The organism is Shewanella cutis (assembly GCF_022410515.1).
GTDB lineage: Bacteria > Pseudomonadota > Gammaproteobacteria > Enterobacterales > Shewanellaceae > Shewanella > Shewanella cutis.
The window spans coordinates 25525-39457 of record NZ_JACSDI010000003.1; the positions used below are offsets into that span (position 1 = coordinate 25525).

Here is a 13933-nt window from a genome sequence, read left to right on the forward strand (position 1 = left end):
ATTGTTTAGGCTAATGTAAAACAACTCGATACTTTTACACTCTCTAGATTTTCCTGCTTTTTTCTGACGATTTTTAAGTCAACTTTTCAAACTTTTTACTTAACAAATAGAGTATGATTGCACGCAATTGCCTATTGTATTTTGCTCAATATTTTTGCCTTTCGCTAACGTTGTGGAGCCCTAATGGAAGAGTCGAGTCTGCTCACTTCTGTACTGTTATTTTTATTGGCCGCGGTGATTTTTGTGCCCTTGGGCAAACGTTTTGGCGCAGGACCGATTCTGTCTTATCTCGCTGCAGGGGTAATTTTAGGCCCAGGCGGCATGGCGCTAGTGTCTGATCCCGCCGCTGTGCTGCATTTTGCTGAGCTTGGCGTGGTACTCATGTTGTTTGTACTTGGGCTTGAGCTTAATCCGAGCAAGTTATGGGAGTTGCGCAGCGCCATCTTTGGTCTCGGCAGTGGTCAATTACTCCTTTCTTGGGCGGCAATTGGTGGCTTAGCTTGGGGATTTGGCTTATCCGTTGAGGCGGCATTAGTGGTGGGGGCGGCATTATCGCTGTCATCAACCGCCTTTGCAGTGCAGTTGATGAGTGAACATCGACTGCTAACCACGCCTCTTGGCCGCGATGCTTTCGGGGTGTTATTGATGCAAGATCTCGCGGTGATCCCCATGTTGCTGTTAACCGCTTACCTTGCGCCCAATTCGGCCCAGATTGAACACCATGCAGTGCCTTGGTATTGGACCTGTGTGGCTTTAATCGGTTTTGTGTTGGTGGGCAAATATCTGTTACCGCGGGTACTTAAACTTGTTGCCAGCAGTGGCGTTCGTGAGGTGTTAACGGCTTTTGCATTATTGCTGGTGATGGGCAGTGCCCAATTGATGGAGTGGCTGGGGTTGTCGGCGGGGATGGGCGCATTTTTAGCTGGGATTATGCTGGCGAACTCCAGTTATCGGCATCAACTTGAAACCGATATTGAACCCTTCAAAGGCTTACTGCTTGGGCTGTTTTTTATGGCAGTGGGTATGAGTATGGATCTCAAGCTGTTTTTAACCGATCCCTTGCTTATCCTCGCGATTTTGCTCGGCATGTTACTGATTAAGACCCTAGTGCTGATGCTGCTTGGGCGCTTGCGGCACCATACATGGCGCCCGAGTATCGCATTAGGGCTTATCTTGGCCGAGGGCGGTGAGTTTGCCTTTGTGCTGTTATCGCAGGCGCAATTATCCAGCATAGTGGATGATAAGATTGCCCAAATCTTAGTGCTCGCCATTGGTTTATCGATGGCGGTGACACCGATGATTTTTACCCTGTTTAGAGCCACTAAACCTAATATGGTGGATACGCGCTTGCCCGACACTATCAATGTCACTGAGTCTGAGGTAGTGATTGCCGGATTTGGTCGGGTAGGGCAGATCACCGGACGGATTTTAGCCTCCTCTGGCATTCCATTTGTGGCGTTAGATAAGGATGCCAGCCATGTGGATGTGATCCGTCAATATGGTGGTGAGGTCTATTTTGGCGATGCTAGACGTTTAGATATGTTGATGTCGGCGGGGATTGCACGCTCGCGCTTGTTGCTGCTGGCCGTTGATAATGTTGAGGATTCGATTGAAATTGCCCAGCAGGTAAAAACCCATTTCCCCCATATCAATATTATCGCCCGAGCGCGGGATCGTAACCATGCTTACCGATTAATGAGCCTTGGGGTGACCGATGTGTTCCGTGAAACCTTTGGTTCGGCTTTATCAGCCAGTGAGAAGATATTACAGGGCTTAGGTTTATCTCAAGTGCAGGCCAATGAACGGGTGAAGATTTTTGCCGAGCACGATAAAAAGCTTGTGATTGCCAGTGCCGCTCATCAACATGATTTGGCAAAACTTATTGATTTATCCAATAAGGGGAAAGCTGAACTGGAGTCTTTGATGCGTGGCGACCGGGAAAATGTAAGTTAAGTCCGCCAGCTAACACAAACAAGAGAGCCAATTGGCTCTCTTGTGGTTTATGGGTTTAAGGAAAACGCTTAGAAACTGTAGCTATATTGTAGTTTCACATTACGCTCTTCGCCTGGCATACCGCCGAGGAACATGGCTTTGCTGTAATAGTCTTTATTGAATAGGTTGTTGATATTCAATTGTAACTTCCAAGAGTCGGTAGCGTAACTGACTGCTGAATCTACCAGAGTATAACTAGGCACATAGCCATCAGGGATGCCAAAATCTTTTGAGTGAGTGCTTCTCTCATCCACATATTTGGCGCCTAAACTCAGCTCAATTGGGCTCGATAAGGCAAACCAGTCAGCGCCATAGGTTACCCAAGCACTGGCGGTGACATAAGGTACCCCTTTTTGACGGCTGTCGTAGTTGGCTTTGTCATTCGGGTTTTGTTTATCCCTTGCATCTTGATACATGCCATTGAGGTTAACGCGCCATTGATCATTTAGGTGGGCATTGAGATCCAGCTCAACCCCTTGGGTATCTTCACTGCCATCGTAAAAATACACTGGTACATCGGCAGTTGACACGCCGGCGTTATAGTCTGGGTTGTTGTAAGGCACATTAGTCCGTGAGCTTTTAAAGAACACCAGTGAAGCAAGCATTTGATCATCAAAGGCTTTAAAGCGCATGCCAAGATCATTACTGACGGATTCTGAGTCTTCGCGGTCGGTATTTTTCCCTGTAATTGAGCCTAAAATGCTATAGGCAGTGCGTCCTTTAGAGTGGTTAACAAAAAACGATAAATCGTCGATGGGCATATAGGTTAAGCCCAAGTTGTAGGTCACACCATTATCTTTGCTATCGGCTTCAGGGGTTGGGCTCGCTTGACCTGCGCTATAACGCGCATCGAGACCTAAATGCTCATAGCTTTGTTTAATTTCGTTAAAGGCCACGCCAACACGAGTGGTAAAGCCATAACCTAAATAACCCACATGTTGCACGCCTAAGCCCCAAGCGCTGACTTTTTTATTGTAGTTGGCGGTTTTGAGTGGATCGTAGTCCTCAAATTTACCCGTTCCCCAATTAGGATTGCGAATATCGTAAATATAGGGCAGCGAACCACGGTAGATGACGTTGTTTTTCTTGTCTTTAATGACTTGATCCGCATCGTAAATCGAGAATTGTTCGAGTCGAATCGTGCGATCTTCGTAGTTAGCATTTACCAGTAGTTCATTATCGATATTGCCGATTTGGAAGTCATAGCGCAGGTCGGCAAAATACTGCCATGAGGTTTCTTCGGCATCGAGTTTACGGTATTCCTGGCGTCTGGCGGCAAAGGGATAAAGCACACCATTTTCAACGAGCGGTGCTCTAGGATCTTCGTTAATCACATCAGTCTGCACGCCGCCAATCTTGATTTTACGCTTCCAGTAGACATAGTTGTAAGCGCCAGTTTGACGGGCAAAACCTGTGGTGTAGTCACGATATTGCAACTGCTGGTTGAGGAACAAATTATCGGTAAAGTAGATATTGTGGGTCAGCTTAAAGCGTAATTCTTCACCTTCATTATCTTTTGCCATGGGGGAAATTAATCCAGCATCACCAAAAGCATAGGGGGTTAAGCCATCACCACTGGCCAGTGACATCGCTAATTGCTGACGCTGCTCGTCGGTCAGTTGTATGCCTCGGCCATTTGGATCGTTAATCAAATCTTGCCAAGTCACTTCGCCTGCGGTTTTACCGCCTACAGAATCGGCGTTATAAATACGGATTGGATGGCCAATAGAATCAACGGCAATGGCGTCTTTGATATAAGCGCCCGACAGCATCACATCTTGGCTATCAGTTAATACCCACTTGAGTGAGCCGAACACTTCATCTCGGTCTGCACCTAAATCGCGATATCCTTCACTGCGGGCAGTTTTGGCCACTAAACGGTAAGCGACATCATCGGTTATTCCTCCCGTGCTGTCGACGGCGAGTGAGTAGGTGTCCCATTGACCAACTTCTGTGGTGAATTTATGTTTGGACTCAAATTGCGGTTTCTTTTCAATTAGGTTGATAACGCCGCCAGCGCTGCCCATACCATATAGGCCTGTTGCGGGACCTTTTAATACTTCAACGGATTCCACATTGGTTAAAGAACGTGTTGGGTTAAAGGTGTTGCCTAGGCCTGCACCGCCATACATACCATCAAAGGTGTAGTTTGCACCAAGTCCACGGATAACTAAGTTATCACCTATGCCGTAATTATTACCCGCTTGAGTCACACCGCTGATATTGCGAATTAAATCTTGGAGATTATCGACCCCTTGAGTACTGATCAGTTCTTGGTCTACTACCACCACAGCGGCGGGTGTTTCCATCAAAGACATGTCTGACTTAGTCGCGAGCCCAGAGTTTTTCACCACTGAGTTTTGTTTGCCATAAACCGTTATACGCTCGACGTTGGTGTCCGGTGCCGTGGATGTATTTTCGGCGTAGACGTTTTGCGCTAAAGCGCTGAAACAGGCGAGTGCAATTAATGATAAGCGAAATATAGGCTGTGATACTGGCATGTAAAGTTCCCCCAAACAGAATGGTCGCGAATGATAATGATTTACATCCTCTTTGCAACCTTTGATTGATGAACATTAGGTCCCAAAGGCTTGCCATCTTTACGTATGAAAAACGGTTAACCGATTTGTCCTGTGGCGAGCTTTGCCATCACTGTGGTGCTCAATTTGAAGTACCCTCGGTCAGATTTCTAATTTGTTTCATTTTTTTTATAAAAAAGTGATTTTTTTTAGGGTTAACCATTTGGACTAAGCTTTTTGATCGAGAAACATAACCCGTGACGACTATCACGGCTTTGTTATTGTTTGGTAAGTTTACGTAAACGTAATAATGAAACGTATGTTTGAATTTTGGTTTGGGTGAGTTTTATATATCTATATGATTAATAATTATTTTAATGCTTTCCTTTCACGTGAGTTCAAAACGTTTATCGTTTTCGACTTAGGTCGAATAGGTTAAAAGTGGTGTAATTATTTATTTTCACCTGGTAATTTAATTACGTATAAAATTACATTGATGTTTAAGTGGTAAAGTTGTCTGACAAATTTCACTAGATGTTAATGCTTGAAAAGTGTTTGTTTGAAAAAGCTATTAAAATCAAGTGTTAAGATGTTATTTTTTGTGTTGGTCAGACCAATTTTTTCGCTTTTTTTGGTCAAATTTAATTGTTGTTATGCCACTTTTGGATAGTTGCAAATACAAATGTTTGTCTGTAAGTTTTGGTTCTAAACGAACATTTGAATGTTTTGCGGTGAATGTTTGTACTGTTATTAATGTCTTTGCTGGTAATTGAGTCGTAAGCAAGCAAACGTTTAGCCTCTTGGGAGGGCGAGAAGATGACGGAACACACTTTAAGTGAGCAACAAGTAAATTTGACGCTGAATAAAGCCACTGCGAATGGCACTCTGGCTCTGGTGGGAAACACCATTCCTGGGCAAGAGGTGATTTTTACCGAAGGTGCAATGGCGTTGCTTGAATCACTTTGTCGTGAATTTGGGGCTGAAGTGCCAACCTTACTCGCCAAACGTAAAGATAGACAAGCGCGTATCGATAAAGGTGCTTTACCTGACTTTTTACCTGAAACTCGTGCGATTCGTGATGGCGCTTGGAAGATCCGTGGCATCCCAAACGATCTACTCGACCGTCGTGTTGAGATCACCGGCCCCGTTGAACGTAAGATGGTAATCAACGCGCTCAATGCCAATGCCAAAGTGTTTATGGCTGATTTTGAAGACTCTTTAGCACCAAGCTGGCAAAAAGTGGTTGAAGGCCAAATTAACCTACGTGATGCAGTGCGCGGAGAGATTGAATACACGGCGCCAGAAACGGGTAAGCACTATAAGTTAGGCCCAAACCCTGCGGTATTGGTCTGCCGTGTGCGTGGCCTGCATTTAAAAGAAAAGCATGTTGAATTTAATGGTTTGCCGATCTCCGGTTCCTTGTTCGATTTTGCGATGTACTTTTACCATAACTATCGTCAATTGCTGGCGAAGGGCAGTGGTCCTTACTTCTATATTCCAAAACTTGAGAGTCATATCGAGGCGCGCTGGTGGGCAAAAGTGTTTGCTTTTGTTGAGGAAAGATTCTGTCTTCAAGCGGGTACTATCAAATGTACTTGCTTGATTGAGACGCTGCCTGCGGTGTTTGAGATGGACGAAATTCTCTATGAATTACGCTCCAACATCGTCGCGCTAAACTGTGGCCGTTGGGATTATATCTTCAGCTATATCAAAACATTAAAACGTCATGGCGATCGTGTGTTACCGGACCGCCAAGCGGTGACTATGGATACGCCTTTTTTAAGCGCCTATTCAAGACTTTTGATCAAAACCAGCCACAAGCGTGGCGCGTTAGCGATGGGCGGCATGGCGGCCTTTATTCCAGCAAAAGATCCTGCGCAGAACGAAGCAGTGTTGCAGCGAGTTCGCAAAGATAAAGAGCTCGAAGCCCGTAATGGCCACGATGGTACTTGGGTTGCGCATCCCGGTCTTGCGGATACGGCCATGGGGATTTTTAACGAGTATATCGGCCAAGACCATCAAAACCAATTACACATTACCCGCGATGTGGACGCCCCGATTTTAGCCGCTGAGTTATTAAAAACCTGCGATGGCGAGCGCACTGAGCAAGGCATGCGCCTAAATATTCGCATCGCGCTGCAATATCTTGAGGCATGGATCAGTGGCAACGGTTGTGTGCCGATTTACGGATTAATGGAAGATGCGGCAACCGCTGAAATTTCCCGCGCCTCGATTTGGCAATGGATCCAACATGGTAAGTCACTCTCCAATGGCAAACTTGTTACTAAACAATTGTTTAAAGACATGTTGGTAGAGGAGTTGGCTAATGTGAAAAAAGAAGTGGGTAGTGACAGATTTACTCACGGCAAATTTACCCAAGCGGCGGTATTGCTTGAGGATATTACCACTTCGGATGAGTTGGTCGACTTCTTAACCTTACCCGGTTACGAGATGCTAACTGCTTAATTTTAAATGCGTTAACACTTAATGCGTCCTATGGAATGCGTTATGGCGGTGGAACCGTCAATTAAACCAATGGGCAGAGTGGCGCTGTGGGGCAGCGTCACTTGCTACAACACCACACAGAAAGGAGTGACACTATGACTAAGGCAACACAGACTTCACGTCAGGCGCAGATTGACGCGATCAAAAAAGATTGGGCAGAAAATCCACGTTGGAAAAACGTCCGTCGTCCATACACTGCAGAAGAAGTTGTGGCACTTCGTGGTTCAATTGTTCCTGAAAACACCATTGCCAAGCGTGGTGCAGCTAAATTGTGGGATCTCGTCAACGGTGGCGCAAAAAAAGGTTATGTGAACTCGTTAGGCGCACTGACTGGCGGCCAAGCGGTACAACAGGCTAAAGCGGGTATCGAAGCGATTTATCTGTCTGGTTGGCAAGTGGCGGCCGACGCTAACTTAGCGGGCACCATGTACCCAGATCAATCCTTATACCCAGCTAACTCAGTGCCTGCGGTCGTTTCACGTATTAATAATTCCTTCCGCCGCGCAGACCAAATCCAGTGGAGCAACGGTGTCAATCCTGAAGATGAAAACTTTGTCGATTATTTCCTGCCAATTATTGCCGATGCGGAAGCAGGTTTTGGTGGCGTACTGAATGCGTTCGAGTTAATGAAGTCGATGATTGACGCAGGCGCCGCTGGTGTGCACTTTGAGGACCAATTAGCCTCAGTGAAAAAGTGCGGCCATATGGGCGGTAAAGTATTAGTACCAACCCAAGAAGCAGTACAAAAACTGGTTGCAGCGCGCCTTGCTGCTGACGTGAGCGGTGTTGAAACCTTAGTGATTGCGCGTACCGATGCGAACGCAGCGGATCTGCTGACCTCTGATTGCGACCCATATGACCGTGATTTTGTCACTGGCGAGCGCACTAGTGAAGGTTTCTACCGCGTGAAAGCGGGTCTGGACCAAGCCATTTCTCGCGGTCTGGCTTACGCACCTTATGCGGATTTAATTTGGTGTGAAACTGCTAAGCCTGACTTAGAAGAAGCACGCCGCTTTGCTGAGGCAATCCATGCTCAGTACCCAGACCAATTGCTGGCCTATAACTGCTCACCTTCGTTCAACTGGAAGAAAAACTTGGACGACGCGACGATTGCGCGCTTCCAGCAAGCACTGTCGGACATGGGCTACAAGTACCAGTTCATCACCTTAGCGGGTATTCATAACATGTGGTACAACATGTTTGACCTGGCTTACGATTATGCTCGTGGTGAAGGTATGAAGCATTATGTTGAGAAAGTTCAAGAAGTTGAGTTTGCGGCAGCGAAGAAAGGTTACACCTTCGTGGCGCATCAACAGGAAGTGGGCACAGGTTATTTCGACCAAGTGACTACGGTTATCCAAGGCGGCCATTCATCAGTGACTGCGCTGACGGGCTCTACCGAAGAAGAGCAGTTTTAAGCCAACCATGTTGTTTTACCCGTAAGATGTTGTACCTGTAAACCCTGTGTTTAGCTGCATTGCAGCTGTTGTCCCCGTGCAGTTCTCCTACATGTGCTGCACGGGTTTTTAAGTCAACTCTTGTGACTTAACTTCCTACCCAGTCAATACTTTGCTTGCCTGTGCTTGGCGACTCTCTGAGTCGCTATTTTTTTATCATTATACCTCTGATGTTTGTGGTGCAACGCTGGCTCGAGTTGGTGCAAATTTTTAAACGTTTTACAAAGACATAATGCTATCTAATTGTTATTTAATGGTTATTTATCTTGGCCTAAATAATGCTATGAATTGGTTGTAAAACTTGGCATTCACAGTGAGGTCTCCGTCATGAAATATTACAGTCGTCGTTTAGTTAAACCCGAGCATTTAAATCCTGCAAATACCCTATTTGGCGGCCAGTTATTGAGTTGGATTGACGAAGAAGCCGCTATTTTTGCCGCCTGCCAGATGAAGACTACGAGTCATGTGACTAAATTGATTTCGGAAATCAATTTTATGACACCAGCGCGTCAAGGGGATGTGTTGGAATTTGGCTTGGAGCTTGTCAGCCTAGGGCACAGTTCAATTACGGTCAGCTGCCAAGTGCGTAATAAGATGACGCAAGCGCCGGTGGTAAGTATCGATAAGATGGTGTTTGTAAACGTGAATGCACAAGGGTTACCAGTCCCCCATGGTATTCGCGCTAATGCGGCATAATGCCTTGAGCTTGATAAGACCTTTAGCTAATACAGGGTGACGCACTGGCGTCACTCTGAGTCCTTCGTCAAATCTTCTTTTACCGATTTAACTGCATCTCGCGAGGCATGGCCAATGGCTTTGGTGGTGTCACGGGTCGCGTGGCCAATTTCTTTGGTGACATCCTTAGTGGTTGTGCCGATGGCGCGTCCGGCATCTTTTAAATCAGCGCAGGCTGTTGTCGCAAGTAGCAGTGACAGTATAAGGAGTGTGGCTTTTTTCATTGTAATCATCCTGAAAACTAACTTGTGCCACGCAAGATACCAAATAGTTGCGCACTGCGCCTTAAGAATCTTGCGAATGTTATTAGGGCGTGTTGACGTTTCAGGGTTATTTTTGCCGCAATTTGGCTCACCGTTTATGCAAGGCAAAGTCCGTGCGGTGTAGTTATTCTACATAAACGGACGATAACGCGGCAGAAAAGCCAGCTAAATGCTGCCCGAAGGGTTCGCCTAGCAAGCCCTTGCTCTTACTTTCTGTCATAAGAGCCGCTCGTCATTTGAGTAGAACAACGACACATCATTTCTCGTTTCGCGAGCACGTGTTTGTCAGAACGAACAAAATCTAATCTCGAAACGTCAACACGCCCTAATCTGAGCTCAGGATAAGTAGAGCCGCTGAATAGGCCTCTTTTCGGACCTCTCGGCGTTGCTCTGTCTAACCATAGCCCGCTATGGCGTAAGACAGAGCGCCTTGATATGCGCAAAAATCTGCACATTCAGTCAGGAAATAGGTTTTCCCTTTTTGAAATAATCATTTATGGCATTGATTTAGTTTGTTAAATTTAGATTTTTCGACAATCGTTACCCTGAGTTCAGGTTTATTACTGATATGAATCAAGAATGCGTTTAGCAAATATTAGCGTTTGGTAGTGCGTTGAGGGTCGATTTTGTGTTGGCACAACTTGTACTGCTTTAACAAATAAAAAAATGCCAGAGCTTTTGCACTGGCATTTTTGTTTGATTCGATTTGCTCGAGTTAACTGTAATTTACCAATAACAATTAAGCTTGCTCGAGTTTGGCTAAACGTTGCTGATAGTCTTGAATAAGGTGCTGCATAATTTCTTCTGGCGCAGCGTCGTCGCAGCATGTATCAAGGAAGATTTTAAAGGTGACTAGCGCATGGCCATCATTTTTAAGTCTATCGCTTTGCATCGAAAAATAGGCTTCTTCATTTTCGGCTTTGCGCACGACAAATTTGCTGGTTTCAAAGGATTTAGTGCCTGAGAGCTCATGCCATTTGGTGATACGGTTTAGTGCAATTTCACTCGACTGGTTTAATTCGATATGGTTTAACCAACTTGCGTTATGTTCAGGATCTTTATAATGCGGACATCTAACTGTGTAGTTGTATACATGAGTAATTGCTGTCATAGCGTACCTACCTGTAGAGGATATTGCTGCCATCATAGGCATCGTTTTTGAATTCGGTCAATCATTAATTACGCTGATATCGCCCGAGATAAATCACAGTTTTTACAAGTGTTTTTATATAAAAATGAGCCAGTTATTTGATTTCCCATAGGTCTTATTTAGCATGAGTTTTTAACGAATAACTTTGGGCTATCTCTCAGTTTTGCACTCAAATTCGTTTTTGCTTAACTACTGCGCAATAAAGCACCAATTACGAATGGGGTAAAATATAAAAGATGCTTTACGAGTAAGCCATTTAACATTAGCAAAATATGGGGGAAGTGTGTGCTTGGTGAGGGCTGGAATGGAAAGAGGCCCATTCCTTAGAATGGGCCTCTCAGCTGGCTTCATCTTTTGCAGGGAAAAAGCGAACTGAAGCCAGTCTAGCGGATTTGTAACAGCATGTAACCCACCAAGATCACGTTTTTGCGCTGTTTGAAAAAATTTTCGATCTCTGCGATCCCAATTGCTGAAAATTAAGGCTTGGTGGCGGTTTTATGAACGATACAATGACTGTTTGGCGCTCTTTGCGGATAAAAGAAAGGCCCAAACAAGTTCCCTTGTTTGGGCCGATCCTTATGTCGTTAGCTGGCGCTAGCCGAACAACATCCTGTCAATTGGTGCGCAAATTAACGGGCGCTAATGCGTATGCTCTATAAAGCGTATGGGCTTATAACCTTATAACGCGTTAGTAAAGATCTGACAGATCTCTGCATGGGTTGCCTGTTTAGGGTTTGTGAAACCACAGGCATCCTTCAATGCGTTTTCAGCCAACGTTGGAATATCTTCTGCTTTCACACCGAGTAATGTCAGGTTTTCAGGGATATTCACCGCAACGGATAAGGTTTTAATTGCGGTGATAGCCGAAGCTGCACCTTGCTCATCGGTCATATTGGCTACATCGACCCCCATCGCTTTGGCGATATCTTTTAGGCGATGTGGCACCACTTTAGCGTTGTATTCTTGAACATGGGGTAGTAATAGGGCATTACACACACCGTGGGGTAGATCGTAGAAACCGCCTAATTGGTGCGCCATGGCATGCACATAACCTAAGCTGGCGTTGTTAAAGGCCATACCCGCTAAGAATTGCGCATAAGCCATTTGCTCACGGGCTTCAATATCTTGGCCTTGTTTTACCGCATTCACTAAGTTGCCTTGAATGAGTTCAATTGCCTTAATTGCACAGGCATCAGTAATGGGGTTCGCGGCAATAGACACATAGGCTTCAACCGCGTGAGTTAGCGCGTCCATACCTGTTGCAGCAGTTAGGCTTGCTGGTTTTTTCAGCATCAGCTCTGGGTCATTCACTGACAGTAATGGCGTGGTGTGTTTATCGACAATTGCCATTTTGATATGGCGAGCTTCGTCGGTGATGATACAGAAACGCGTCATCTCACTGGCAGTACCGGCGGTCGTGTTGATTGCCACTAACGGCAGTTGTGGCTTAGTGGATTTGTCTAAGCCTTCGTAGTCTTTAATGCTACCACCGTTAGTTGCCACAAGGGCTATACCTTTAGCGCAATCGTGTGGTGAGCCGCCACCGAGTGAAATCACGAAATCGCATTGATTGGCTTTTAACAGCGCAAGACCTGCTTCAACGTTACCAACGGTTGGGTTAGGTTGTACCCCGTCAAATACGGTTGATGTAATGCCATTCTGACCGAGTTTTTCGGCCACTTCACCGACCAGACCAATATTGACTAAAGGTTTATCCGTTACGATAAGCGCGCGCTTAAAGCCTAAGGTTTTGATATCACCAATAGCATCATCTACAGCGCCTTTGCCTAGTACGTTGACGGAAGGAATAAAAAATTTAGCAGCCATATGTCCACCTATTTGCTTGTATATTAAATTTGTTTCTTTCTGGTGACCAAACTACCAATTAAGGGGTAGCCAAGTTGTGATCTAGATCGGTTTAGGTAGATTCCTGAGGTGAAATTCCCACTAAAGTTGGAACTAGATAACTAAATAATGAACTTTTATGACAGAGATTAAGGTTTGCATACGCTATGTTTTTGAAGGCTTTTTTCAGCTTTTGCTTGTTTAGCGATGCGAAGATAGATTGGTGATAATCTGGACATATTGCAGCTAAGATGGACGCAGATGAAATGGATGCGGGGCCCATGCCATTAGTTGGTAACATCCAAGGAGATGAATCATCCCTTCATACTATCACAGCACCAAAAAGCACTGAATCTCCAGTGCTTTTTAGCTTTTGTTCAGTTTGATTAAGCACTAAGCAGTGGGGCAGGTGGTTTCCTTCACGCTATTAATCAAAATCTCTTGTACGGGGGTGTCGCTAAAGCCGTTGCTTGATTTAGTCGGCACAATACTGATTTGGTCAGCGACATCCATACCTTCAACCACTTTACCGAATACGGCATAGCCATAGCTACTCGCTGAAGCATCGAGCTGCGGATTATCTAACACATTGATAAAGAACTGTGATGTTGCGGAATCCGGCACTGTGGTGCGCGCCATGGCGATAGTGCCACGTTTATTGCTGATACCGACAGAGGCTTCGTTTTTAATCGGGGCATTTGTGGGTTTGCTTTGTAATCCCGTGGTAAAGCCCCCGCCTTGGATCATAAAGTTATTGATGGTTCTGTGGAATAAGGTGCCGTTATAAAAAGACTTATCGACATATTGTTTGAAGTTTTTACCGGTAATGGGGGTATTAGTGAGATCGATGGCAAGGGTGATATCTCCCTTCGTCGTGCTCATTAAGTAGCACACATCTGCTGCTAACGTGGGAGGCGTTGGATCCGGTGTGGGGATAGAAGGGGTTTGCTCATCGCCACTGCCACCGCAGGCACTGAGGGCTAAGCTCAAACTGCTGGCTAATATCAGTCCCGTCATGCTTTTCATCTGAATTTCCTTATTGATTGCGCACCATCAGCCCTGCGACACACCTTGCTCGAATGTGTTGGGTAAGGTGATGGAATGTTGCTATTTGGTGTTGTTTTTGTTTTGTGCGCGGATAGTGACAGAGGTGTGAATAGGAGTTCAAGATGAAAAATGCTATTGATACAAAGTGTTGCAGCTAAACTATGATGACTTTCTCGCACGGCTAAGACAGGCCTAAGCCGAAAATTCGGGAGGTCGAGATAAAGCTTGCTCCTATAGTTGCTTGCGCCATTTAAGCGCGCTGCACCTTTTTTAACCACGTCCTGCTTCAATATTGTGCATTTGGATTGAGCGATAGATGAGAAAACATTGGCTTTTACTTCGATGCTTTTTATTCAAGATGCTGATTTATAAATTTTATTTGTTGTCATCTGGCTGACATAAATTTGTCTTCAAGCTGTT

At 45.3% G+C, this 13933-nt stretch carries 9 protein-coding genes; 4 read left to right on the top strand and 5 right to left on the bottom strand.

Annotation, left to right across the window (positions count from 1 at the left end; translation table 11 throughout):
- The first annotated feature begins 183 nt into the window (after nt 1-183).
- On the top strand, nt 184-1953 hold the full coding sequence (locus H9J30_RS06940) for a monovalent cation:proton antiporter-2 (CPA2) family protein (RefSeq protein WP_240130364.1): 1770 nt from the start codon (nt 184-186) through the stop codon (nt 1951-1953).
- Between the two features lie 68 nt (nt 1954-2021).
- On the opposite strand, the gene H9J30_RS06945 is transcribed toward H9J30_RS06940, so the two are convergent.
- On the bottom strand, nt 2022-4493 hold the full coding sequence (locus tag H9J30_RS06945) for a TonB-dependent receptor (RefSeq protein WP_240130365.1): 2472 nt from the start codon (nt 4491-4493) through the stop codon (nt 2022-2024).
- Between the two features lie 834 nt (nt 4494-5327).
- Here H9J30_RS06945 and aceB point away from each other — a divergent pair.
- The 3 genes from aceB (at nt 5328) to H9J30_RS06960 (ending at nt 9169) form a co-directional block, all read left to right on the top strand.
- The gene (aceB, locus tag H9J30_RS06950; protein WP_240130366.1) at nt 5328-6977 is read left to right on the top strand and encodes a malate synthase A; all 1650 of its coding nucleotides are present in this window, start codon (nt 5328-5330) and stop codon (nt 6975-6977) included.
- A 134-nt stretch (nt 6978-7111) separates the two neighbouring features.
- Nucleotides 7112-8434, top strand: coding sequence for an isocitrate lyase (aceA, locus tag H9J30_RS06955; protein WP_240130367.1), 1323 nt, complete (start codon nt 7112-7114; stop codon nt 8432-8434).
- A gap of 366 nt (nt 8435-8800) precedes the next feature.
- Nucleotides 8801-9169 carry an acyl-CoA thioesterase gene (locus H9J30_RS06960; protein WP_011790136.1) on the top strand — a complete coding sequence of 123 codons (369 nt, stop codon included), beginning with the start codon at nt 8801-8803 and terminating at the stop codon, nt 9167-9169.
- A gap of 50 nt (nt 9170-9219) precedes the next feature.
- Here H9J30_RS06960 and H9J30_RS06965 read toward each other — a convergent pair whose 3' ends face one another.
- The 4 genes from H9J30_RS06965 to H9J30_RS06980 form a co-directional block, all read right to left on the bottom strand.
- Nucleotides 9220-9432: a hypothetical protein gene (locus H9J30_RS06965; RefSeq protein WP_240130368.1), complete on the bottom strand. Its 213-nt coding sequence runs from the start codon at nt 9430-9432 to the stop codon at nt 9220-9222.
- A gap of 778 nt (nt 9433-10210) precedes the next feature.
- Nucleotides 10211-10582, bottom strand: a complete 372-nt coding sequence (locus H9J30_RS06970; protein ID WP_011071674.1) for a hypothetical protein — start codon at nt 10580-10582, stop codon at nt 10211-10213.
- Nucleotides 10583-11299: 717 nt separating this feature from the next.
- Nucleotides 11300-12448: an L-threonine dehydrogenase gene (yiaY, locus tag H9J30_RS06975; protein ID WP_240130369.1), complete on the bottom strand. Its 1149-nt coding sequence runs from the start codon at nt 12446-12448 to the stop codon at nt 11300-11302.
- A 411-nt stretch (nt 12449-12859) separates the two neighbouring features.
- The gene (locus H9J30_RS06980; RefSeq protein WP_240130370.1) at nt 12860-13492 is read right to left on the bottom strand and encodes a peptidylprolyl isomerase; all 633 of its coding nucleotides are present in this window, start codon (nt 13490-13492) and stop codon (nt 12860-12862) included.
- Nucleotides 13493-13933 lie beyond the last annotated feature (441 nt).